Raw genomic sequence first — 23,729 nt, forward strand, 5'->3', positions numbered from 1 at the left:
AAGCTCCACTCATCTGCCGGCAGTGCTCCTCAGACGCCGATACCGCGCGCCTTCAGAGCCGCCGTGATTTCCTCGAGGATGGCGGGGTCGTCGATGGTCGCCGGCATCGTCCACGCTTCCTTGTCGGCGATCTTCTGCATGGTGCCGCGCAGGATCTTGCCCGACCGTGTCTTGGGCAGCCGCTTGATCGTTATCACCGTCTTGAAGGCAGCGACCGGGCCGATGCGCTCGCGCACCAGCGCGACGACCTCCTTTTCGATGGCGCCGCCGTCGCGCGCGACACCGGCGTTCAGCACCACGAAACCGAGCGGAATTTGCCCCTTCATCGCATCGGCGATGCCGACGACGGCGCATTCGGCGACATCGGGATGGGCGGCCAGCACCTCTTCCATCGCGCCGGTCGACAGCCGGTGGCCGGCGACGTTGATGATGTCGTCGGTACGGGCCATCACGTAGAGATAGCCGTCCTCGTCGACCATGCCGGCATCGGCCGTCTTGTAGAAGCCGGGGAACTCATCGAGATAGGCCTGGCGGAAGCGGTCGTCGGCATTCCACAGCGTTGGCAGGCAGCCGGCCGGCAGCGGCAGCTTGACCACGACATTGCCCAGCGTCCCGCGGGGCACTTCATGGCCGGCATCGTCGAGCACGCGGATGTCGTAGCCCGGCATCGGCACCCCGGGCGAGCCGTATTTTACCGGCAAGAGGCCGAGCCCGGCGGGGTTGATCGTCATCGGCGAGCCGGTCTCGGTCTGCCACCAATGGTCGACCACCGGCACGTTGAGCTTTTGCTCCGCCCATTTGATGGTTTCGGGGTCGGCGCGTTCGCCGGCGAGGAACAGCGTGCGGAATTTCGACAGATCGTATTTCGGCACGAACTCGCCCTTGGGGTCCTGTCCCTTGATGGCGCGGAAGGCGGTCGGCGCGGTGAACAGCGCGACCACGCCGTGCTCCGAGATCACCCGCCAGTAGGTGCCGGCATCTGGCGTGCCGATCGGCTTGCCTTCGAAGAGCACGCTGGTGCAGCCATGCAGCAGCGGTCCGTAGACGATGTAGGAATGCCCGACCACCCAGCCGACATCGGACGCTGCCCAGAATACTTCTCCCGGCTTGACGCCGAACTCGTTGTCCATCGTCCATTTCAGCGCGACCATGTGGCCGCCATTGTCGCGCACGATGCCCTTGGGCTGGCCGGTCGTGCCCGAGGTGTAGATAATGTAGAGCGGGTCGGTGGCCAGCACCGGCACGCAGTCGACATTGGCGCCGGCCGCCCGTTCGCGGGCGACCGCGTCGGCATAGTCGATGTCGAAATGGTCCTTCAAATCGCAGCGCAACTGGTCGCGCTGCAGGATCAGGCAGGCGTCCGGCTTATGGCGGGACATCTCGATCGCTCTGTCGAGCAGCGGCTTGTAGGCGACGACCCGGCCCGGCTCCAGGCCGCAGGAGGCCGAGATGATCAGTTTCGGTTTCGCGTCGTCGATGCGGGTGGCAAGCTCATGCGAGGCAAAGCCACCGAACACGACCGAATGCACGGCGCCGATGCGGGCGCAGGCGAGCATGGCGATGGCCGCCTCTGCCACCATCGGCATGTAGATGATGACGCGGTCGCCCTTGCCGATACCGCGGTTCTTCAGCACCGAGGTCAGCGCCACCACTTCGCGTTTCAACTCGGCATAGGTGAACTTCTTCACCGTTCCGGTGATGGCGCTGTCATGGATCAGTGCGATCTGGTCGGCCCGCCCACCGGCGACATGCCGGTCAAGCGCGTTGTAGCAGGTGTTGCAGGTCGCGCCGGTGAACCAGCGGCCATAGACGCCGGCTGCTGCATCGAACACCTTGTCCCAGGGCGAATACCAGTCGATGGCCTCGGCCGCGTCGGCCCAGAATTTTTCCGGGTCGCGTTTCCAGCCGTCATAGACCTCGTGATAGCGTGAAGCCATCCATATCCTCCCCAGGAACCATCTGCCGTCCTCGCCAGTAGCCTATGTTGTTTCTTCGGGCGTTGTCTCCCTGCATTTTCGTCTCAGTTGGCCGCGTCTTGACCTGATAGGCGCGGTGTCGTGAAGCGCGCCATCGAGGGGTGAACGAATGCACCATCGGTGGCGTATCGCGCCAGGGCCCGCGATTGTGCTGGTTCAAGACCCTGCATGAGGACAAGGCCGTGCCGGGCTACAGCCTGTCGGAATCCTATGAAAAACACACCGGCCGGCAAGTCGGCGGTGATCGTTGTGCTGGTGCAGCGCTTCAGCCAGGGCTTTGAGGGGCGCGATCGCCGCTTCATCGCGGTGACCGGACAACCCCGCTGAGCAACCCGTCGATAGCCGTCTAAAGAACCGGATTTGCTGGACAAAAGTCGATCACGCTAGATCGGCAAGGCCACCAGCATGAGGCCGACGCCGCCGAAGATCAAAATGGCTGTCGCAAGCGCTTTTCGATGACGTTCGAAAGTCGTCGGAGCCCGCTCCCAATTGTAACGCATACCCTATCTCCCCAACATACGGGGAGTTCTTACCTTACCTGAGGGAAGAAAAGCAACGGTCCTGCCGGTCCACGCGCTTGCCTAGCGTGTCATTCCGGCGGCTATTTCTGGGAGGATTTCAGCTGTGGATGGATGTTGCGACTGACAAGGATCTGTCGCTCACACAGAGCTGCGCGGGCCATCCCCCAGCCGGTCGATAGACAGAGCCCCACCACCGCGCTATCTCATTCCGGGGTTTCGCATGGCTTTTGGGGTTCGTGATGGAAATTGCCTCTGGAACGGTTCTGAGATTGGCGGAAGATGCCTCGGTCCAGCATGTCGGCGACGGTGCGGTCGTGCTTTTGGCCCGCAGCGGCCAGCTCTATACCTGCAACGGCACGACCGAAGCCTTTCTCGACAAGGTGGATGGCGCGCGCAGCCTCGGCCAGATCGTCGGCCTGCTTTGCGAGGAGTTCGAGGTCGACAAGGGCACGCTTGACGAGGACATGGCGGCACTGGCCGCCGATCTGGTCTCGGAAGGCATTCTGGCCGCTCCGGGACTGGATAGCTGAAAGTATTGCTTGATGGCGGACAGTCCTCTCCTGCGCGCCTTGTTCCGCTGCCATCTCTGGGCAAGCGCGCGGCTGATGCCGGTCCTCATTGCCAACCGCAGCTTCGAGGAGGTGCTGAAATGGGCGCCGCTCGCCTCGCCGACGCCCTATCGCGGCTTGCCAGCCGCCTACATTGTCGCTCGCGTCAACCGCATTGTCCGCCATCCCTGGCTGATGCGTGACCGCAGATGCCTGCGGGAAGGGCTGCTCGGCCACCGTTTCCTGCGCCTTGCCGGCTTCGATCCGGAGTTGCGTTTCGGCGTCGATCCGAAGTCGCTGCAAGCGTCCCGGCTGTCGGCGCATTGCTGGGTCTGCCTCGACGGCAGGCCGGTGGTCAGCCACAGCCTTCCCGGCATGGTCGAAATCTATCGCCACCATGACCGCGCCACGAAGGTGCGCCCCGCTTGACCAGACCTTGCGTCTACTATGATCTCAACGGCCAGGTGCTCGGCATTTCAGCCGAACGGGCCGAACTATGGCTAGACTTCGACAGGATGCTCGCCGGCCTGCGCGTCGAAGGTTCGACCGAAGCGGATTTTCGTTTCGACATCGCCGACGCGGAAGCATTGGACGAGACACCCGCCGGATCCCTGGTTTTCGAGGGCGAGATACCGGACGACGGCTACTGCCGGATGATCACCCACGGCGCCAGCGTCCATCTGGTCTTGCCAGGACGCCAGACCGTCGAGATCAGCGAGAAGGGCTGGGCTCGGCTTTGCATCGTGCCCGACAGCAAGGCCGCCTGGACGCCCTCGATGCTGATGCTGGACGCCGCGCTCGATGCCGGCGGCCAGCATATGCTGCATACCGCGGGCCTGACGCTGCCGGGTCGGGATGCCGTCGTGCTGGTCCATGCACCGAGCGGCACCGGCAAGACCACGACCTCGCTGGCCCTGGCAACGCAAGGTTTCGGCCTGTGCTCCGACGACGCCATGATCCTGAATGTCGCCGGCGCCACGCCGGTTGCCTGGGGTTTGCCACGCCACGTCAAGATCCATGAGAAGACCGCGCGAATGATCCCGCAGGTGGCGCCATGCCTCGGGCCATCCTGGGACCGCAATGGCGAACAGGCTGTTTCGCTGGAAAAGCTGGGCGGGATCGTGAAAATCGAAACCCCGACCGCCCGTCCGGTGGCCGCGCTCCTGCACCTCGCGCGATCCGCCGACGAAGAGACCCGGCTCGTGCCGATGGCCAGGACCGACGCCATGGTGGCGCTGGCGATGGACAACGTCCGAACCGGCGCGACCGGCCTGCTGCCGCTGCAGAAGCGCCGGCTGGCGACGATCGGCAGACTGGTCTCGTCGGTGCCGACCTTCACGCTGGAAGTAGGCGCGCGCCCGGCCGATGCGGCGGCGCTGATAAGCGCCACGTTGACATCACGGGACTGACGGCCACTTCAAGCGGCGTATGGCCTGGCCTTGGCCAGGCGCTGGATCCAGCGAAAGGCATCGCGGCGCAGGCGCGAGCCGATCTTCTCCCTGGAATTGACTCTGAGCAGCGTGTTCGTCGTGATCAGCTTCTTGGCCAACCGTATCGACAGGTCGGGTTTGATCCGCCCGGCAAGTTCGAGCGCATGCGGTTCGCCGAACAGGCGGCCGGTCACGTTGAGCACGATCGCCAGTTCGAGTTCGATGCCGGTCATGCGGGCGGCGTCGAGCAGGCGGGCTTCCGATTCGGGTGATCGCAGCGCGCGTACGCCTTGCAGCACGTCGACACAAAGCTGCAGCCGGTGGAATTTATGCCCGCCGGCGGCATGCACGATGGCGATCGTCAAAAGGGCTGCCGGCGTGTCCATAGCCTCGCCGTCGATGATGCCCAGCTCGCGAAACCCCAGCGACAGGCGGCGACGCATGCCGGTGTCGTGCACAAGGTCGCCATGCAGCTCGACCAGCAGGCTGGAATTCTCCTTTTCCAGCCATTTGAATTCCTGCAGCTGGTAGGATTCCGCCTCGTTGCTGCCAAGCTCGAAGCCTGACGCCGCGATCACCTGGTTTGCCCGTGCAAGGTTGGCGGGCTCGACGAGGATGTCGATGTCGGTGAACGGCCGGTCGGATGCGTTACGGTAGAGTTTTCGCGCGAACACCGGCCCCTTGACGATCCGCGCTGGAATGCCTTCCGCCGCCATCCCCTTCATGATGCGGTCGCCATGATACTGCAGCAGCATCGACTGGCCGGTAGCGATCGTCGCCTTCTGGCGCAGATCGTCGAGTTTGTCCTGCAAGCCAGCGTTCGACGGAAGGTGCGCGTCGCCGCGCTCCCTGAGCTTGCGCAGCATGATCGGCAGGACGCCGTGGAATTCGGCATTGTCGAGCAGAGCCGACAGCGCCTTTGCCGACAAATTGTCCTCGACCGCCGCGGCCTCCGGGTCGGCGAAGCGCAGCAGCAACTTTTCCTCGGCGGGCGTAAGGGATGGCAGCATCAATCCGGACAGGTGTTACCGATAGCGGGATCGCCCGGATGGTCGCAGAAAAGCCAAGGGGAAGCCAGCGTTACATGCCCCAGCGCAGCGCCGCCGTGTGGACAGGTGCGTCCCACCAGCCCGTCAATTCGTCGTCAAGCAGGGTCAGCGTGACCGAGCAGCCGGCCATGTCGAGCGAGGTGACATAGGTGCCAACCAGCGAGCGGGCAATCGTCACGCCATGCTGCTCGAAAATCCGGCGGGCGCTGTTGTACATCAAATAGAGCTCCATCAGCGGCGTGCCGCCGAAGCCGTTGACGAACAGCAGCGCCGGGCCGTTCGCCCTGTCGCCGAGATCGCCCAGGATCGCGGCGCAGATCTCGTGCGCGATCGCATCGGCGCTCCTCAAGGTGTCGCGGCGGCGGCCGGGCTCGCCATGGATGCCGACGCCGAATTCCATCTCGCCATCGCCGATGTCGAAGGTCGGTTTGCCGGCCGCCGGCACGGTGCCGCTGGTCAGTGCCACGCCCATCGAGCGGGTCGCCTCGTTGACGCGGTCGCCCAGCGCCTTCAACGCCGGCAACGCCAGGCCGTGCTCGGCGGCAGCGCCGACGATCTTTTCCACCACCAATGTGCCGGCGACGCCGCGCCGTCCGGTCGTATAGGACGAATTCTCGACGGCGACGTCGTCATTGGTCACCACCTGCAGGACGCCTTCCGACATCTCCGCCGCCATGTCGAAATTCATCACGTCGCCCTCATAGTTCTTGACGATGAACAGGCAGCCGGCGCCGGTGTCGACAGCTTGCGCGGCTGCCAGCATCTGGTCCGGCGTCGGCGAGGTGAACACCTGGCCGGGACAGGCGGCGTCCAGCATGCCATGGCCGACAAAGCCGCCATGCAGCGGCTCGTGGCCGGAGCCGCCGCCGGAGATCAGCGCCACCTTGCCCGGCTCGAGGGCCTTGCGGCGGATGAATTTGTGCTCCTCGCCAAGCACGAGGATGTCGGCATGGGCGGCCACGAAACCGTCGAGGCTCTCGGTCAGCACCGTGTCCACCGAGTTCATGAATTTCTTCACGGCCGTCTCCTCCCGAAATAGCCTGGCATCAAGGGTCGATCAGCCACTCTTGCCGGTGATGCTGGTGACCTTCTGGATGAATTCGTTGATCGCGCGGTCGAGCGCTGCATTCTGCTTGTCATCGCCGAAATCCGGCACGATGAGCGAAACGTGCCTTGTCTTGCGTGCGCCCGCGGCGACCGAGATCTTCCCGGGATGTGCCTGGTGATAGGCGGCGAGAAACTGGTCGCGCTCGGCTGGGCTGAAATGGCAGACGGAAAAGATGGCGGGCAGATGTTTTGACGGGATCGGGATCGAATAGGCGGGGCTCGAAATCTGCGTGACGAAGCTGCGGTGCTTGCCGAGCGCGTCGGCGAGGCGCTGGCGCATGCCCGACGGGCGCTGGTCGATGACCTGCGACAGGATCGTCTTGTAGGCGCGGATCGCCTCCTCGGAGCCGGGTTGGTATGCTTTGTCGATCATGCCAGCCGCCTAGACCGGGACGTCCGCGATGGCCGCCTTGGCCATGGCGAGTTGCGCCGGCGCGACCGAGAGATCGCGCAGGCCGGCCTCGAGCAACGATGGGATCGAAGCAGGATCACCGCCGGCGTCGCCGCACAGGCTGACGGGGATACCGTTCTCCTGTCCGAAGGCCGCGACCGAACCGACCAACCGCAGGACGGCCGGATGGCGGACGGAGTTGAGATGCGCGACCGCGGCGTTGTCGCGGGCAGCCGCCATCACATATTGCGTGAGGTCGTTGGAGCCGATCGAGAAGAAGGCGACGCCGGCGAACGCCTCCGGCGCGATGGCCACCGAGGGCACCTCGACCATGATGCCGAGCGGCGGCATTTTGTGCGCGACGCCGCGCGCGGCGAGCGCCGCCCGCTCCTCGGCGAACAGGGCGGCGGCGCGTTCATACTCTTCTGATGTGGCGATCATCGGAAACATGACTTTGAGATTGCCGTGTGGTGCGGCGCGCAGCAATGCCCTGATTTGAACACGGAATATATCCAGCCTGGCCAGCGACAGCCTGATGCCGCGCAGGCCGAGGAACGGATTTCCTTCCTCGACGGTGAAGCCCGGCACCGGCTTGTCGCCTCCGGCATCGACGGTGCGGATCGTCACCGGTTTTTCGCCGGCCCATTCCAGCACCTTGCGATAGGCGCGATACTGCGTCTCTTCATCCGGCAGCGTCTTGCCGAACAGGAATTCCGTACGCATCAGGCCGACACCATCGCAGGTCGCGATGTCGATGGCATCGACATCGCGGGGGTCGGCGATGTTGACCTGCACGCGCACCGCGGTGCCGCGCTTCGTCGCCGCCGGCCGCGCCAGAAATGTCTGTGCCTTGCCCTGTCGAGCCGCGAAGGAAGACGACGCCTGTCGGAACGAGCCGATCTCCGTGAGCGAGGGCGCCAGAACGATAGTCCCGTGCTCGGCGTCGAGCAGCGCCATGCCGGAACCAGCGGTGAGCGGCTCGCGCAGACCCACGACCATCGGCACGCCACGCGAGCGCGCCAGCATGGCGACGTGGCTGGCAGTGCTGCCTGCCTTCAGCGCGATGCCGCCGCCATGGCTCCAGTCGGTTTCGAGAAACCGCGTCGGCGCGATATCCTCGCCGCAGAGAATGGCGCCGGCCGGTGCCGTGCTGTCACCGTCCTCGGTGAGCGCGCGCAGCACCTGGTCCCTGATATCGCGCAGGTCCGCGGCGCGGGCGCGGAAATAATCCTGGTCCGAGGCGTCGTAGCCGGCGATCTCGGCATCGAGTGCCTGCCGCCAGGCCGCGTCGGCGGTTTTTCCGGAAGCGATCGATGCGAAGGCCGGCCCGCTCAGCGCATCGTCTTCCAGCATGGCGATGTGGAATTCGAGTATGCCGGCGGCATCGCTGTCGGCGGTCCCGACCATGGCCACGAGCCGGCTCACCGCCTTGCCGATCGCGGCTTCCAGCGACAACGTCTCCTCGGCGGAGCTTGCCTTGCTTGCATAGACGCCGGCAGGCCGGTCCAGTTCGAACAGGGGCCCCTCGGCATAGCCGGCCGAGGCCGGAACACCTTCAATGCGCATGGCCCGCATTCCCTGCGGGCCGGCCAAGGCATGCAACGGCCTCAAGCCGAGCGGACATGGCCGGCGTCCTCGTCGAAATCGCGCTGCACCAGTTCGATCAGCGCGCGGATCGCATCATCGGCGCCATCGCCTTTGGCCCTGATATGCAGCACCGTGCCCTTCGGCGCCTTGGCTGCCATCACCTTGACGATGCTTTTTGCGTCGAACCACGGGCCGTTGGCGGCGAGTGCAATTTCCACATCGGCGGCAAAGCTCTTGGCCAGCTTGGTGAACTTCACCGAAGGACGCGCATGCAGGCCCACATCGTGGGTGATCAGGACGGTCGCTTCTGCGGTTGCGGACATGTCTTCAAAAACCCCGTTCACTCACGACGGCGACAATTCGTGCGCCGTCGCCACCACTTCCCGGAGCGAGGCGCCGCCGGAGGCCTCGGTCGCCGCCATTACCGCGCCCTCGACGATCGGCGCGTTGCAGACGATGATCTTCTGCGCGCGCGGTTCGCCGATCATCTCCACCGCCATCTCCGAATTGGTCTCGGCGCCGCCGAGATCGACAAGGATGGCGACACCGGCTTCCGACCAGGCCTTGTCGATGGCGCCCATGATCGCCTCGACACTGGTGCCGAGCCCGCCATGGCCGTTTCCGCCGCACCATGCAAGCGGCACTTCGTCGCCCACCATCTGGCGTACCATGTCGGCTGTGCCCTCCGCGACCAGCGGCGAATGCGAGACGATCACGATCCCGACATTGCTCATGCGCTTTCCCCGATCGCCTGTCCCACCGTGCGCACCAGCAGCGCGGTCGAGCGCGCGCCGGCATCCATATGGCCGATCGAGCGGTCGCCGAGGAACGAGGCACGCCCACGCAGCGCCTTCATCGGCACGGTCGCCTCGGCGGCGGCGTCGGCGATGTCGACTATTTCAGCTACCGTCTTTCCCCCGGCTAACGCGTCATGCACCGGTTGCAGCACATCGAGCATGGTTTTCTGGCCAACCTGTGACTTGCCGCGCGCGGCCACCGCTTCGATCGCCTTGCCGAAGGCAGTCGTCAGGTTGGCGCGATCAGGTTCCGCCGAAATCTCCTTGCCGAGCGCCATGAACAACGTGCCGAAGAGTGGGCCGGACGCACCGCCCACCGTCATCACCAGCTTGGTGCCGATCGCCTTCAGTGTGTCTGGCAGCGGCTTTGCCGCGAACACATCCGCCTCGGCGCGCACGGCCTCGAAGCCGCGCTTCATGTTCAGTCCATGGTCGCCGTCGCCGATCGCCTGGTCGAGCGCCGTCAATTCCTCGGCGTGCTCGGCAATCGTATCCGCGGCGGCCGTGATCAGCTTCGAAAGATTCAGCGCCGTCATGTCGCCCGAATTCCCGGTTTGCACCTTGCCGGCAGTAGCGAAAGAACGGTCGTTCGGCAACTGGAGCATGCGTCAGGCCGTGGCATGCTGCGCGGCGGCGGCCGCGAACACTTCGGCCACGGCATGAGCACCGGGGTCGACCACACCTTGCAATTTGGTGCCGACATAAGCCGACCGGCCGGCCTTCGCCCTCTCCATCGCGGCCGTGGCTTCGGCGCCGCGCGCGGCCACTATCGCGGCTTCCTCCAGGCCCTTGGCGTCGAGCGCCCTCAGGGCCGGCTCCAGCGCGTCGACCATAGTGCGATCGCCGGGTTTTGCGCCGCCGTAGAAGGTCATTCGTTCAAGCCCGGCAAGCAGGGCCTTGGGCACATCAGTGCCGCCATCGAGGGCCCGCGACGCCGCTGTGAAGAAGATCGACAACAACACCCCACTGGAGCCGCCCATCGAGGCGCTCAGAAGGTCGCCGACGGCGCCAAGCGTCGCTGCGGGGTCGGCAAGCGGCAGCGTATCGAGCCGTTCGAGGATGCTGCGTGCGCCGGTCGCTGCCGTCGAGCCGGTGTCACCGTCGCCTGCCTTGGCGTCCAGGCCGTTCAATGTCGCTTCAAGCGAAATCAGCTTTTCACAGACCGTCACGATCAAGCGCCTTGTGCCTGCGTCGTGGCTGGCCTTGCGTGCCGCGCCTTCGTGCGCTGGTTTGACCAGCGGCACGACATAAGGCTCCACGACCGGCTTTGCCGGCATCCAGGCGTGCGGGCCGACCGGCGCCAGCAGGGCCGCTTGGCGCGCCGCATCGAGCCGGATCAGCGACAGCGAGAACCCGTTCATGTTGAGCGCCGTCATCAGCGGGCCGGGACCGATCGTCAACTTGACGGCCCTGGCGAGCGGCGAGGCAAGTACCGCATTGGCGACCAAGGACATTTCGAGCGGTGGCACCGAACCGAGATTGTTGATCAGCAAGGCATAGGTGGCCTTCGGGTCGAGCCGCACTGCCAAGCGCTCCGCCATGATCGCCACCAGCCGGTCGACGCTCTGCACCGCGATGCGCTCGACGCCAGGCTCGCCATGGATGCCAAGGCCGAGTTCGCCATCATCGGCTCCAAACCTGTCTTCATGCGGCTGGCCCGGGATCGAACAGGACGACAGCGATATGCCGAGCGAAATGATATCCTTCGCCGCCGTCCGCGCCGCGGCCGCGATCTCGGCCAGATCCTGGCCGGCTTCCGACAGATGGCCTGCAATCTTGTGCACGAACAGGGTGCCCGCGACACCGCGCGGCTGGGCGATGTCAGGCAGCGCGATGTCGTCGGCGACGATCACCATCTCGACTCGAAAGCCTTCGGCGCGCGCCTTTTCCGCAGCGAGGCCGAAATTGAGCCGGTCACCGGTGTAGTTCTTGACGATCAGCAGGCAGCCGGCCGGTCCGGTGACCGCGCGAATGGCCGCCAGCACCGCTTCCACGCTCGGCGAGGCAAAGATCTCGCCCGAGACGGCAGCTGTCAGCATGCCCTTGCCGACGAAGCCGGCATGCGACGGCTCGTGCCCGGCGCCGCCGCCGGAGACGACGCTGACCTTGGACTTGTCCCAATCGGCGCGCAGCACGACCTTGATCTCGGGATAGCCGTCGAGGCGCGCGAGGTTGCCTGAGCCAATGGTGCGCAACAATCCGTCCAGCGCCTCGGTGACGATCGTTGCCCTGCGGTTGAAAAAGTGCTTCATCGAATTGGTCCCGTATTTCGTCAATCAGAAGCCGGCATCACCTTGGCGAGGGACGCCGAAAAACCATTCACGTCAGTCGTTGTCCGTCAGCGCCGAAATAGAGCGGCGAGCGATAGCGGATCACCACTTTGTCGCCTTGCCCCAGATCCGTGTCGGGATCGGTCAGCGTCACCAGTTTCTTCGGCCCCACCGTCACATGCAGATGGTTCTGGTCGCCGAGATGCTCGACCCAGTCGACGACGCCGTCGGCATGGCCATTCACGGCTTTCTCGATCGCCAGGTGCTCGGTCCGCGCGCCGATCGTCTTGGTGCCGGCCGGCGCGCTGCCATCCGGCAGCAGCCCCGTCGGTAGAAGATTGATGGCGGGCTGGCCGAGCCTTGCCGCGACGTGCAGATTTGCCGGCTCGGAGTAGATGGTTCGCGGCGTGCCGATCTGCACCAGCACGCCATCGGCCAGGATGCCGATGCGATCGGCCATGGTCATGGCTTCGATCTGGTCGTGGGTGACGTAGAGCATGGTGGCGCCGAGTTCGGACTGGATGCGCTTCAGCTCGAGCCTCAGATCCGCGCGCAGCTTGGCGTCCAGCGACGACAGCGGCTCGTCCATCAGGTAGATGGACGGCTTGCGGACCAGCGCGCGGCCGATGGCGACGCGCTGCATTTCGCCGCCCGACAATTTGGTCGAACGGTTGGCGAGCTTGTGATGGATGCGCACCATCTTCGCCACCTCCTCGACCCGGCGGCGAATCTGGTCTTCCGGTATTTTTCGTGCCGGCGAGCGCAGGGGAAAGGCGAGATTGTCGAACACCGACAGATGCGGATAGAGCGAATATTGCTGGAAAACGAAAGCGGTGTCGCGCTCGGCCGGTGACAGGCTGGTGGCATTGTGGCCGCCGATCTCGATCGTACCGGTATCCGGCCGCTCCAGTCCGGCGATCAGGCGCAATGTCGTCGTCTTGCCGGCGCCGGTCGGCCCGAGCAGCACGACGAATTCGCCGTCTGATATATGCAGGTCGAGACCGTTGACGGCGACATGCTCGCCGAAACTCTTGGTCACGCCTTTGATGCGCACATCAGCCATGCTGCACTCTCCCCTGAGAGGCGGTATCGTGGATCGCCGTCTTCACCGCGCGCCCTGAGCCTTTTTCGAACAGCGACAGCCGCGCGCTGTTCAGCGTCAGGCCGACATGGTCGCCGGCGTTGAGCCGGATTTCGGCCGGCACACGCGCCTTGATGATGCCGTCCGATGTCTCCACCGCGACGATCTGCGTGGTGCCGAGATATTCGGTGCCGTAGATTGCGCCGCGCAGTTTCGATGCGTCGTCGAAGCGGATGTGTTCGGGGCGGATGCCGAGCGCCATGTCGGCCGGCGCGACATCCTCGCGTACCTCCGGCACCGTGACTTTGGCGCCCTGCACGACGATCTCCCTCGCGCCCTTGGCGATCCCGCCGCCGAAGCCCAGAAAGTTCATCGGCGGCGAGCCGATGAAGTCGGCGACGAACATGGACGCCGGGCGGTCGTAGATCTCGCGTGGCGTGCCGAACTGCTCGATGACGCCATGGTTCATGACGGCGATCTTGTCGGCCATCGACATCGCTTCCATCTGGTCATGCGTGACATAGACCGTGGTGGCGTGGATGCGGTTGTGCAGTTCGCGCAATTCATGGACCATCAAATCGCGGAATTCGGTGTCGAGCGTCCCCAGCGGTTCGTCCATCAGGAAGCATTTTGGCCGCCGCACGATGGCGCGGCCGAGCGCGACGCGCTGGCGGTCGCCACCGGCGAGGCCGGAGACGGATTTGTCGAGCAGATGGTCGATGCGCAGAAGCTTCGCGGTTTCCTCGACGCGGCTGCGGATTTCGGCGGAGGACATGCCTTGCGCCAGCAGCGGGAAGCCGATGTTCTTGCGTACATTCATGTGCGGGTAGAGCGCGAACAGCTGGAAGACGAAGGCGATGTCGCGCTCGCGCGCCCTGAGCATGGTAACGTCGTCGCCGCCGAGCAGGATCTGGCCGCCGGTCGGCAGCTCCAGCCCGGCGATCATGCGCAAGGTGGTGGTCTTGCCGCAACCGGACGGTCCGAGCATGACGAAGAACTCGCCATCCTCGACGACGAAGTTGGAGTCTTGCACGGCGACGAAATCGCCGAAGGCCTTTCTCAGATGCTGGACGCGGATTTCGGCCATGATTATTCCGGGAACTTGGAGACGATGATGAACATCACCGTGCCGGCAAGCATGGTGATGAAGGAATAGGTGTAGAGCGACAGCGCGAAAGGCTGGAACAGCATCAGGAAGCCGATGGCGATCAGTGCCGTCGCTATGTTTTCCATCAGCCCGCGCCTTGCCCAGCGTGGCCAAGATGGGCGCTTGGAGATAACCGAGCGGCTCATGCGTTCCTCCCCTCCTTCTCCCCGTTCACAGGGAGAGATGGTTGCCAGGTGGTTCCCCCACTCCGTCGCTGCTTTACAGCGCCACCTCTCCCCCCTCCGGAGGGAGAGGAAGGGAGCCTGGCTGAATGAAGTTCGCGCCCTTCCTCTACCCCGTCGATCGGGGGGTCCGAAGGACGGGCGAGACCCGTGGCTCGCCCCGGCAAGGTGTCGAGCGAAGCTCGACGGAGTGGGGGGCGACTTTGTGCCAAGGCCATCATTTGCGCACCGCGCCGAAGGTGATGCCGCGCAGCAATTGCTTGCGGAGCAGGATGGTGAAGACAAGGATCGGCACCAGGAAGATCGTCGTGCCGGCTGCCACCGCCGGCCAGTCCTGGCCGCCTTCGCCGATGATGGTCGGGATGAAGGGCGGCGCGGTCTGTGCCGTGCCCGAGGTCAGCAGCGCGGCGAACGCATACTCGTTCCAGGCGAAGATCAGGCAGAAGATGGCGGTCGCGGCGATGCCGGTCGTGGCCTGCGGCAGCACGGTGCGCCAGAATGCCTGCAGCCGCGTATAGCCGTCGATCATCGCCGCTTCCTCGTATTCTCGCGGGATCTCGTCGATGAAGCCTTTGAGCAGCCATACCGCCAGCGACACATTGACCGCCGTGTAGAGCAGGATCATGCCGAGCGCGGTGTCGGACAGGCCGAGTTCGCGGTACATCAGGTAGATGGGAATAGCGACCGCGATAGGCGGCATGAAGCGTGTCGACAGGATGAAGAACAGAAGGTCGTCGGCGAGCGGCACCTTGAAGCGCGAGAAGCCATAGGCCGACAGCGTGCCGAGAAAGACGGCGCAGAAGGTCGAGCCGAAGGCGATGACCAGCGAATTGATGAAGCGCGGCAGGAAGTTGGATGGTCCGGCGATCACCATGTTGCGCTTGCGCACGGTCTCGTCGCAGAAGCCAGTCGCCGGCCCCAGCGAATTGATGTATTCCGGCGTCTGCCTCGTGCGCGTGGTGAACAGGTTGCAGTAGCCCTCGATGCTCGGCTGGAACACGATCTTGGGCGGATAGGCGATCGAATCCGGCGGCGTCTTGAAGCTGGTGGCGAAGATCCACAAGAGCGGCACGATCGAGATCAGCGCATAGGCGATGATGATCGCGCCGGCGATGCGCTTCGAACTTGCCGAGGGGGCGACGACCGAATGGGCTGTGGTCAGGCTCATCTCTGCTTCACCTTGTTGAGCGCCTTGACGTAGATGTTGGCGAGACCGAACACCGCGACGAACAGGATGATGGCGAAGGCCGAGGAATAGCCGGTGCGCCAGCTTTCGAAGGCTTGCCGTTTCAGCGTGATCGAGGCCACCTCGGTGGTCGAGCCCGGCCCGCCGCCGGTCAGCAGATTGACCATGTCGAACATCTTGAAGTTCTCGATGCCGCGAAACAGCACCGCCAGCATGATGAAGGGCAGCGCCATCGGCAGTGTGATCGACCAGAACTGCCGCCAGTTGGAGGCGCGGTCGACCTCGGCCGCCTCATAGATATATTCGGGGATCGAACGCAGGCCCGCGAGGCAGATCAGCATCACGTAGGGCGTCCACATCCAGGTGTCGACGATGATGATCGACCACGGTGCCAGCGAGACGTTGGAAAGCATCTGGATGCTTGTCGGCGGGATGCCCGACACGAACGAGATGACATAGGAAAACAGGCCGATCTGGGGTTCGTAGAGGAAGCGCCAGAAATTGCCGACCACCGCCGGCGACAGCATCATCGGCACCAGGATCAGCGTCGTCCAGAAAGCGTGGCCGCGGAACTTCCTGTCGATCAGCCAGGCCAGCGTGAAGCCGATCAGCGTCTGCAACAGGATGGTCCAGAACACGAAATGCGCTGTCGTTTGCATGGCGATCCAAATGTCCTGGTCGCCGAGGATGCGCTGGTAGTTGGCGAAACCGAGGTTCTTCACCACCTCGTTCGGGCGGTTGGCGCGAAAATTGGTGAACGACAGATAGATCGCCCAGAACAGCGGGAAGATATTGATAGCGAGCAGCAACAGGATCGTCGGCGAGATGAACAGCCAGGCGAGGCCCTTGTCGCTGATGCCCCGGACCTTGCGCGCCAACGGTTCCGGGGTCGCCCGGGCAACGTTCTCCGCGGTCCGATTGAGCATGGTAAGTCCTGCTTCGGTCACTTGGGTCGTCTCTATCATGGAATTTATCTGAACTGCGTCCCGTGCCAAGGGCGGCACGGGACGCTTGGGCCTGGCTCGGGAGGAGCCGGTTACATCTTGCCCCAGTTACATCTTGCCATCGTCCTGGAACACTTGGGTCCAGTCCTTGACCAGCCCGTCGAGCGCATCCTTGGCCGAACCCTGGCCGGCGACGACATAGTCGTGGAAGCGCTTCTGAGAGGCCTGCAACAGCGGCGCGTAGCTCGGCTCGGCCCAGAAGTCCTTCACGATGGCCATCGAGTCGAGGAAGGTCTGAGCATAGGGCTGGCTGGCGGGGAATTTCGGATCCTTCACCACCGCGTTCAGGCAGGAATAGCCGCCGAGCGACCACCACTTGGCCTGCACGTCCTTGTTGGCGAACCACTTGATGTATTTCAGCGCCGCTTCCTGCTTGTCGGAATAGGACACCACCGAAATGCCCTGGCCGCCGAGCTGGGCGAACTGGTCGCCGTCAGGACCCTTCGGGTTGACGAAATAGCCGATCTTGTCGCCGCCGACGTTCTCGTCCTTCTGCAGGCCCGGCCATGTGAAGGCGAAGTTCATGTGCATCGCCACCTGGCCGGATTTGAAGGCATCGACGCCTTCACCCATGTAGCTGTTCGAGGCGCCGGGTGGGGTGCAGCAGTCATAGAGAGCCTTGTAGAATTCCAGCCCCTTGACCGATTTCTCGGAGTTGACGAAGCCTTCCATCTCGTAGGGCTTCTTCGGGTTTTCGTACTGGAAGCCATAGCTGTAGAGCACGTCCATCGCGCCCATGGTGATGCCTTCGGAACCGCGCTCGGTGTAGATCGAGGCGCCGTAGACCGTCTTGCCGTCGATCTGCCGCTTCTGGAAGAATTCGGCGATCTGCTTCAACTGGTCGAAGGTGGCAGGCGGGCCGAGATCCCAGCCATACTTCTCCTTGAACTCCTTCTGCAGTTCGGGCTTGGAGAACCAGTCCTTGCGATAGGTCCAGCCGACGACGTCGCCCATGGCCGGCAGCGCCCAGTAATTCGGCGTGTTCTTCGGCCATTCGGAATAGCCCACCACGGTCGCCGGTACGAAGTCGTCCATGCTGATCTTCTCCTTGTCGAAGAAGTCGTTCAGCTTGACGTAGTGGCCGTTCTCGGCCGCGCCGCCGATCCACTGGCTGTCGCCGATGATCAGGTCGCAGAGCTTGCCGTGCGAGTTCAGCTCATTGAGGAAACGGTCTGCATAGTTGGTCCACGGCACGAATTCGAATTTCATGCCGATGCCGGTTTCCTTGGTGAAATCCTTCGACAGTTCGACAAGCGCGTTGGCCGGGTCCCAGGCGGCCCAGCACAGCGTCAGGTCTTCAGCGTGCGCGGCGTTCGAGACGGCTGTCGACGCTGCAATCGCAGAGGTCAGTCCCAAAGCCAGTTTAAAGCTCGATTTCATGCCTTCCTCCCATTTGTGAAACACGTCCGGATGACGGTTTCAAGAACTCTCAACCTCTCTCCTCAGAGGCCCAAACATGGCGGCATCGTCGCGCCGCAGATGTTTAGTAATTTGTTTAGTGATGCTCTTTTTACTAAACAACGCAAGCGAATTCGTTGCTGCGCCGCAGCATGTTTGCGCCGGTATCTGAAAACGTTGGGAAAAGCGCCGAGCGCCGGTCGGATGATCGCGGAGTGTGGACGTGCTCCGAGGGGTCAGTCGACCCGCCTGGTGCTCATCATCACCGTCCGGATCGGGGGCGCCGGCGGCAGCAGCGCGCGGATATCCCCGAAGGGAAACATCGGTTCGAAGCGAAAGGCTTCAGCCTGCGACCCCGGTGCGCCATTGCATTGGCCTGAGCGAAAAAGGTTTTGCGTCCGGGCGATATCTACGAAGCGATCCGGGTCCTGCGACTGGTGCATGCGGATTGCCCTGGCCTTGATCTCGGCATGGGCGGAAACATCGACATAGTGCGTCGGCGAGAATCCGGTGCCGCCCATCGTGTCGGCATGCAGCACGGGGACGCCGAACGACGCCGCGATGCGCACCCCGTCCGACAATCCGCGGTGGTCGGCGTGGTAGTCGTTGGGCGCGTGCGTGATCACGAGGTCCGGCCCGATTTCGCTGATCAGCGTTTTCAGCGCATCGATCAGGGCGGCATCCGCCACTAGGCCGCCATCGGGAAAGTCGAGAAAGCGCGGCGCGGCCCCGAGCAGCGCGGCGGCGGCCATCGCTTCCTCGCGGCGGACACGAGCCAGAACGGAGGGATCGCTCTTGCCGCCCCTGGCACCATGGGTGGCCACGGCAAAAGTGAGTGCTGCGCCTTGCGCGGCATAGGCGGCCATCGTACCGAACATGAAGATCTCGATGTCGTCCGGATGCGCACCGAGCGCCAGTATTTTCAACTATTCTCTCCCGGAAATGAAAAAACGTGCCGAACGGAATCCTGCTCGCCCTCATCGCCTATGCAAGCTATTCGTGCAGCGATGCCGTTATCAAGAGCCTGGGCGGCCAATTCACGGTGTTCGAGATCGGCTTCTTCTCGACATTGTTCGCCGGCTGCTTCCTTTTCTTCAGCCGGCCGGCCAGCGAGCGCTGGCGTGATTTCTGGCGCACCAAACGTCCCTGGGCGGTGCAGGCGCGGGCCTGGGCCGGCATCGCATCAGGCGTGCTCAGCGTCTATGCCTTCACCACCATTCCGCTGGCCGAGGCCTATGCGCTTATCTTTCTGGCGCCGCTCTGCGTCACCATTCTTTCCACCGTGATCCTCAAGGAGAAGGTTGGCCCCTGGCGCTGGCTGGCGGTGGTCGCCGGCTTCGCCGGCGTCATGCTGGTGGTCAGGCCGGGCTTTCGCGAGTTGCACCTAGGCCACCTTGCCGCTTTCATCATCGCTTTCCTCGCCGCCACCAACGTCATCCTGATGCGTTCGCTGGCGCAGCGGGAAAAACGCACAACCATTCTCGGCGTACTGATCGGGTACGGACTGCTGTTCAACGGCATCGGTGCCGCCGCGACCTCCTTCACCGTTCCGGATGGAAAGCAGCTGGTCTGGCTGGTGATGGCGGGCGCCTTCACCGCAGGCGGACAATTGCTGCAATTGCTGGCCGCCAAATACGCCCCCGCCAACCGGATCGCGCCGACGCATTATTCGCAGATCGTCTGGGCGGTGATCCTCGGCGCGCTGTTCTTCCAGGAATATCCGGACTGGCTGTCGCTTGTCGGCCTCGGGGTCGTCGGCGGCTCCGGCCTGCTGACCATGGTGCGCGAAGAAGTGCGGCTGGGTACGGTGCGCTGGAACCCGTTTTCGCGCACCCGGCTTTGAGTCGCCGCAATTCGATAAGTTGCACCGCCCCCGTGACGGCTGATATGCGGGCGCAATGACGACCAAGTCCTTGCCGGAGCTTCCAGTATCCGCCGTGCTGCCGGCGCTGAGCGAGGCGCTCGGCTCCGGCAACAGCGCCGTGCTGGTGGCGCCACCCGGCGCCGGCAAGACCACGCTGGTGCCGTTGGCGCTGCTCGATGCGCCCTGGGCGGGCACGGGCAAGATCGTGTTGCTCGAACCGCGCCGGCTCGCCGCCCGCGCCGCCGCGCGCCGCATGGCCGAACTGCTTGGGGAGGAGCCGGGCGCTACGGTGGGCTATGCCATGCGGATGGAAAACCGCACCTCGGCACGGACGAAAATCCTGGTCGTCACCGAGGGCGTTCTGTCGCGGATGATTCTTGACGACCCTGAACTGCCCGGCGTTTCGGCGGTCATTTTCGACGAATTCCACGAGCGCTCGCTCGACGGCGATTTCGGTCTCGCTCTCGCCCTCGACGTCCAGGGCGCACTGCGGCCGGATCTGCGCCTGCTGGTGATGTCGGCGACGCTCGACGGCGCACGGGTCGCGAAACTCCTGTCGGGCGCGCCGGTGATCGAAAGCCAGGGCCGCGCCTTCCCTGTCGATGTCAGGTACGACGAACGGCCGGCTGGCGCGGCAATCGAGGATGCCATGGCCAGGGCGATCCGCTCCGCCCTTGCCGACGAGAGCGGCAGCCTGCTTGCCTTCCTGCCCGGCCAGCGCGAGATCGAGCGCACCGCCGAGCGGCTGTCCGGCAAGGTCGGCGCCGACACCGATATCGTCCCGCTCTATGGTCAACTCGACGGCAAGGCGCAGGACGCGGCGATTAAGCCGGCACCGGCGGGCCGCCGCAAGGTGGTGCTGGCGACCTCGATCGCCGAGACCTCGATTACCATCGACGGCGTGCGCGTCGTCATCGATTCCGGCCTGTCGCGGCTGCCGCGCTATGAACCGGCCAGCGGCCTGACACGGCTGGAGACAGTTCGCGTCAGCAAGGCTTCCGCCGACCAGCGCGCCGGCCGCGCCGGTCGCACGCAGGCCGGCGTCGCGATCCGGCTGTGGCGCGCCGAGCAGACGGCGGCACTGCCCGCCTTCACGCCGCCGGAAATCCTCGAGGCGGACCTTTCCGGCCTGCTGCTCGACTGCGCCGCCTTCGGCGTCGCCGATCCAACCAGACTTGCCTTCCTCGATCCGCCGCCGGCGCCGGCACTCAATGAAGCAAGGGCGCTGCTGCGCGCGCTCGATGCCATCGACGAGGCCGGGCGCTTGACGGAAGCGGGCGCTTCGATCCGCAAGCTCGCCTTGCCGGTGCGGCTGGCGCATATGGTCGCCGAGGCGGCCGGCAGCGGTCATGCCGGCGAGGCGGCCATGCTTGCGGTGTTGCTCACCGAACGCGGCCTTGGCGGCGACGGTGCCGATCTCGAACGGAGGCTGATGCGCTTTCGCGGCGAGAAATCGCCACGTGCCACGTCGGCGCGCCAGCTTGCCGAGCGCCTGGCCAGGCAGGTCGGCGATGCGAAGACCAGCGGAGCTGTTCACGCCGGGACCCTGCTCATCCATGCCTGGCCGGACCGCGTCGCCAAGGCGCGCGGCGAGCGCGGCCGTTTCGTGCTGGCCAATGGCTCCGGCGCCATGCTCGACGCTGCCGATCCGTTGGCGGGCGAACCCTTTCTGGTCGTCGCCGACCTCCAGGGCAAGGCGCAGAATGCCCGCATCACGGCGGCGGCGGCAATCAGCGAGGAGGATATCCGGTCAGCCCTTGGCGGCAAGATCGAAACGCGCAGGCAGACGAGTTTCGATCGCGAGCGCCGCGCCGTGCGGGTGCGCGAAACCGTGCGCCTCGGCGCCATCACACTCGCCGAACGTATGCTGCCTCCGCCGGCCGGCGCCGATGCCGACCGCGCTATTCTTGAGGCCTTGCGCGAGCATGGGCTTTCCCTCCTGACCTGGAGCAAGGAGGCTCAGACGCTGCGCCAGCGGCTGTCCTGGCTTCACAAGGGCTTAGGCGCGCCCTGGCCAGACATGTCGGATGAAACGCTCATCGAGCGCCTCGATGACTGGCTGCTGCCGTTTCTGTCCGGTGCGGCGTCCCTGGCTGCCATCGATGCTGGTGTGATCGCGGCCGGGCTGTCGTCGCTCGTGCCGCATGACCTGCAGCGCAAGGTCGATGCGCTGGCGCCGACCCATTTCGACGTCCCGTCGGGCAGTCACGTGCCGATCCGCTATGACGGCGAATGGCCGGTTCTGGCGGTCCGCGTCCAGGAACTGTTCGGCCTCGACCGCCATCCTTCGATCGCCAACGGCACCGTGCCGTTGACACTCGAACTGTTGTCGCCGGCGCATCGGCCGATCCAGACGACGCGCGACCTCCCAGGCTTCTGGCGCGGCTCCTGGGCCGATGTACGCGCCGACATGCGCGGCCGCTATCCCAAGCATGTCTGGCCGGAGAATCCGCTGTTCGCCGTCGCGACCGCCCGCGCCAAACCGCGCGGGACCTAGCCATGGGCGCTTTGGCGGGCCGCTTGGGTCAGCGGGACTTCCCTCGAAAATTTCGCGAAAGCATCAATCACTTCGTCATCCACGGGCGAAGCAAGGAGCGTAGCGACGCGGCGCAGACCCAAGGATCCATGCCGCGACTTCAAGGTGGCTACGTCGGCGCGGAATCCTGCCCAGCCGCACCAGGTCGAAGGTCACGGAATGGATCCCAGGGTCTCCGCGACGGAGCTACGCTCCTGCTCCGCCCTGGGATGACGAAGTTTTGAGGCCTCGGCCAATCCCGAATGTCCCTTTGCGCCGCTACTAGCGCTGTCCATCCCGCGGCTGTAATCCATGGCCATGATCAACATCCTGAACACGCCCGATTTCCAGCAAAGCCAGCGGCTGCGCCTCAACACGCTGATCCGGCTGCGCTGGCTTGCCATTGTCGGCCAGAGCCTGACGGTTCTTGTCGTCGCCTACGGCCTGAAATTCCCGCTGCCGGTCAGCCTGTGTTTTGCGCTGATCGCCTGTTCGGCCTGGATGAACCTGTTTCTGGCCTTCCGGTTTCCGGCCGCGCATAGGCTCACCCCGTTCGCCGCCTTCGGCATCCTGATCTTCGACAGCCTGCAGCTTGCCGGCCTGCTCTACATGACCGGTGGCCTGACCAACCCGTTCTCGCTGCTGATGACCGTGCCGGTCGTCATTTCGGCGACGTCGCTTCCCCTTCGGCTCACCGCCATCCTTGGTGGGCTGGTGATGATAGCGGCGACCTTGCTGGTCTTCCGCCATCTGCCGCTGCCCTGGCATGAGGACGCACCGCTGGCCATGCCCTTCGTGTATGTTGCAGGCATGTGGATGGCGGTGCTGTCGTCCATCGCCTTCACCGCCATGTACGCCTTTCGGGTGGCCGCCGAGGCCCGGCTTCTGGCCAACGCGCTTGCCGCCACCGAACTGGTGCTGCAGCGCGAGCAGCATCTTTCCGCGCTCGACGGGTTGGCCGCCGCCGCCGCGCACGAACTCGGCACGCCGCTCGCCACCATCACGCTGGTCGCCAAGGAAATGGAGAAGGCGCTCGGCACCGATCCGAAATACGGGGAAGACGTGAAGCTGCTGCGCTCGCAGAGCGAGCGCTGCCGCGAAATCCTCAAGCGCCTGACCAGCCTGTCGTCGGAGGGCGAGGCGCATCTGTCGCGCCTGCCGCTGACCTCGCTGGTCGAGGAGGTCACCGCGCCGCATCGCGACTTCGGCATTTCGATCAAGCTCCGCCCCGGTGACCGGACTGGGCCGGAGCCTGTCGGGCGGCGCAATCCGGGTGTCATCTACGGCCTCGGCAACCTGGTCGAGAATGCCGTCGATTTCGCCCGCAACAGCGTCACCGTGCGCTGGAGCTGGGACGAGGCGATGGTCTCCTTCTCGATCACCGATGACGGCCCGGGTTTTCCGCCCGAGATCATCGACCGCATTGGCGAGCCCTATATGTCGACACGCCAGGGTACGGAAGCTGGCGGCGGCCTCGGGCTCGGCCTGTTCATCGCCAAGACTTTGCTCGAACGGTCTGGCGCCACGCTCGATTTTCGCAATTCGAGCGGCCTCGGCGAAGGGGCGGTGGTGCGGATTTCGTGGCCGAGAACTGTCTTCCTGAACCCGCAATCGTCCCCGGCGACCATGTTTGACACTGCGTAAATTGGACAATAGCCCCGCAAAACTATATCTGC

General features: G+C 64.6%; 23 protein-coding genes. 7 read left to right on the forward strand and 16 right to left on the reverse strand.

What is annotated here, in order from left to right; all coding sequences use genetic code 11:
• Positions 1–29: 29 nt before the first annotated feature.
• Positions 30–1,937 carry a propionyl-CoA synthetase gene (locus EN851_RS29660; RefSeq protein ID WP_127872996.1) on the reverse strand — a complete coding sequence of 636 codons (1,908 nt, stop codon included), beginning with the start codon at positions 1,935–1,937 and terminating at the stop codon, positions 30–32.
• 249 nt (positions 1,938–2,186) lie between these two features.
• On the opposite strand from EN851_RS29660, the gene EN851_RS37405 reads away from it, so the two are divergent.
• The 4 genes from EN851_RS37405 to EN851_RS29675 all read left to right on the forward strand — a co-directional run bounded on the left by EN851_RS37405 (position 2,187) and on the right by EN851_RS29675 (position 4,454).
• Positions 2,187–2,303: a DUF2259 domain-containing protein gene (locus EN851_RS37405; protein WP_245520831.1), complete on the forward strand. Its 117-nt coding sequence runs from the start codon at positions 2,187–2,189 to the stop codon at positions 2,301–2,303.
• 433 nt (positions 2,304–2,736) lie between these two features.
• Positions 2,737–3,027, forward strand: coding sequence for a PqqD family protein (locus EN851_RS29665; protein WP_127280436.1), 291 nt, complete (start codon positions 2,737–2,739; stop codon positions 3,025–3,027).
• 12 nt (positions 3,028–3,039) lie between these two features.
• Positions 3,040–3,474 carry a lasso peptide biosynthesis B2 protein gene (locus tag EN851_RS29670; RefSeq protein WP_135883682.1) on the forward strand — a complete coding sequence of 145 codons (435 nt, stop codon included), beginning with the start codon at positions 3,040–3,042 and terminating at the stop codon, positions 3,472–3,474.
• Complete coding sequence (locus EN851_RS29675) at positions 3,471–4,454, forward strand: serine kinase (RefSeq protein ID WP_135930595.1); 984 nt, start codon at positions 3,471–3,473, stop codon at positions 4,452–4,454. Before EN851_RS29670 ends, EN851_RS29675 begins: the two co-directional genes overlap by 4 nt.
• A gap of 8 nt (positions 4,455–4,462) precedes the next feature.
• Here the strand turns inward: EN851_RS29675 and EN851_RS29680 are convergent, their stop codons facing one another.
• The 15 genes from EN851_RS29680 to EN851_RS29750 all read right to left on the reverse strand — a co-directional run bounded on the left by EN851_RS29680 (position 4,463) and on the right by EN851_RS29750 (position 18,600).
• On the reverse strand, positions 4,463–5,485 hold the full coding sequence (locus tag EN851_RS29680; RefSeq protein ID WP_127872998.1) for a nucleotidyltransferase family protein: 1,023 nt from the start codon (positions 5,483–5,485) through the stop codon (positions 4,463–4,465).
• Between the two features lie 70 nt (positions 5,486–5,555).
• The gene (gene dhaK / locus EN851_RS29685; RefSeq protein ID WP_127278064.1) at positions 5,556–6,542 is read right to left on the reverse strand and encodes a dihydroxyacetone kinase subunit DhaK; all 987 of its coding nucleotides are present in this window, start codon (positions 6,540–6,542) and stop codon (positions 5,556–5,558) included.
• Between the two features lie 39 nt (positions 6,543–6,581).
• Complete coding sequence (locus tag EN851_RS29690) at positions 6,582–7,004, reverse strand: hypothetical protein (RefSeq protein ID WP_135930596.1); 423 nt, start codon at positions 7,002–7,004, stop codon at positions 6,582–6,584.
• Between the two features lie 9 nt (positions 7,005–7,013).
• A complete protein-coding gene (gene ptsP / locus EN851_RS29695) occupies positions 7,014–8,588 on the reverse strand; it encodes a phosphoenolpyruvate--protein phosphotransferase (RefSeq protein WP_189521957.1) in 1,575 nt (524 codons plus the stop codon).
• A gap of 41 nt (positions 8,589–8,629) precedes the next feature.
• The gene (locus EN851_RS29700; RefSeq protein ID WP_127278067.1) at positions 8,630–8,932 is read right to left on the reverse strand and encodes an HPr family phosphocarrier protein; all 303 of its coding nucleotides are present in this window, start codon (positions 8,930–8,932) and stop codon (positions 8,630–8,632) included.
• A 21-nt stretch (positions 8,933–8,953) separates the two neighbouring features.
• Positions 8,954–9,343, reverse strand: a complete 390-nt coding sequence (dhaM, locus tag EN851_RS29705; RefSeq protein ID WP_127278068.1) for a dihydroxyacetone kinase phosphoryl donor subunit DhaM — start codon at positions 9,341–9,343, stop codon at positions 8,954–8,956.
• Complete coding sequence (gene dhaL / locus EN851_RS29710; RefSeq protein WP_127278075.1) at positions 9,340–9,942, reverse strand: dihydroxyacetone kinase subunit DhaL; 603 nt, start codon at positions 9,940–9,942, stop codon at positions 9,340–9,342. Before dhaL ends, dhaM begins: the two co-directional genes overlap by 4 nt.
• A gap of 72 nt (positions 9,943–10,014) precedes the next feature.
• Complete coding sequence (locus EN851_RS29715) at positions 10,015–11,658, reverse strand: dihydroxyacetone kinase subunit DhaK (RefSeq protein ID WP_135921607.1); 1,644 nt, start codon at positions 11,656–11,658, stop codon at positions 10,015–10,017.
• 67 nt (positions 11,659–11,725) lie between these two features.
• Entirely contained in the window at positions 11,726–12,739 is a 1,014-nt protein-coding gene (locus EN851_RS29720) for an ABC transporter ATP-binding protein (protein WP_127278070.1), read from the reverse strand.
• A complete protein-coding gene (locus EN851_RS29725) occupies positions 12,732–13,844 on the reverse strand; it encodes an ABC transporter ATP-binding protein (RefSeq protein ID WP_135930598.1) in 1,113 nt (370 codons plus the stop codon). Before EN851_RS29725 ends, EN851_RS29720 begins: the two co-directional genes overlap by 8 nt.
• A gap of 2 nt (positions 13,845–13,846) precedes the next feature.
• Positions 13,847–14,050, reverse strand: a complete 204-nt coding sequence (locus EN851_RS29730; RefSeq protein WP_127278072.1) for a hypothetical protein — start codon at positions 14,048–14,050, stop codon at positions 13,847–13,849.
• A gap of 253 nt (positions 14,051–14,303) precedes the next feature.
• Positions 14,304–15,254: a carbohydrate ABC transporter permease gene (locus EN851_RS29735; protein WP_127278073.1), complete on the reverse strand. Its 951-nt coding sequence runs from the start codon at positions 15,252–15,254 to the stop codon at positions 14,304–14,306.
• Positions 15,251–16,198 carry a sugar ABC transporter permease gene (locus tag EN851_RS29740; RefSeq protein ID WP_095771946.1) on the reverse strand — a complete coding sequence of 316 codons (948 nt, stop codon included), beginning with the start codon at positions 16,196–16,198 and terminating at the stop codon, positions 15,251–15,253. The genes EN851_RS29735 and EN851_RS29740 overlap by 4 nt, the downstream gene beginning before the upstream one ends.
• Before the next feature lie 126 nt (positions 16,199–16,324).
• Positions 16,325–17,656: an ABC transporter substrate-binding protein gene (locus tag EN851_RS29745; protein ID WP_127873006.1), complete on the reverse strand. Its 1,332-nt coding sequence runs from the start codon at positions 17,654–17,656 to the stop codon at positions 16,325–16,327.
• A 254-nt stretch (positions 17,657–17,910) separates the two neighbouring features.
• A complete protein-coding gene (locus tag EN851_RS29750) occupies positions 17,911–18,600 on the reverse strand; it encodes a PIG-L deacetylase family protein (RefSeq protein ID WP_135930599.1) in 690 nt (229 codons plus the stop codon).
• Positions 18,601–18,626: 26 nt separating this feature from the next.
• Between EN851_RS29750 and EN851_RS29755 the strand changes: the two genes are divergently transcribed.
• The 3 genes from EN851_RS29755 to EN851_RS29770 all read left to right on the forward strand — a co-directional run bounded on the left by EN851_RS29755 (position 18,627) and on the right by EN851_RS29770 (position 23,697).
• Positions 18,627–19,517: a DMT family transporter gene (locus EN851_RS29755; RefSeq protein WP_135917287.1), complete on the forward strand. Its 891-nt coding sequence runs from the start codon at positions 18,627–18,629 to the stop codon at positions 19,515–19,517.
• A gap of 55 nt (positions 19,518–19,572) precedes the next feature.
• Positions 19,573–22,035 carry an ATP-dependent helicase HrpB gene (hrpB, locus tag EN851_RS29760; protein WP_135930600.1) on the forward strand — a complete coding sequence of 821 codons (2,463 nt, stop codon included), beginning with the start codon at positions 19,573–19,575 and terminating at the stop codon, positions 22,033–22,035.
• Between the two features lie 330 nt (positions 22,036–22,365).
• Positions 22,366–23,697: an ActS/PrrB/RegB family redox-sensitive histidine kinase gene (locus EN851_RS29770; RefSeq protein WP_135930602.1), complete on the forward strand. Its 1,332-nt coding sequence runs from the start codon at positions 22,366–22,368 to the stop codon at positions 23,695–23,697.
• Positions 23,698–23,729: the final 32 nt, after the last annotated feature.

It is taken from the genome of Mesorhizobium sp. M8A.F.Ca.ET.208.01.1.1 (assembly GCF_004791315.1).
In the GTDB taxonomy this organism is placed as follows: Bacteria; Pseudomonadota; Alphaproteobacteria; order Rhizobiales; family Rhizobiaceae; genus Mesorhizobium.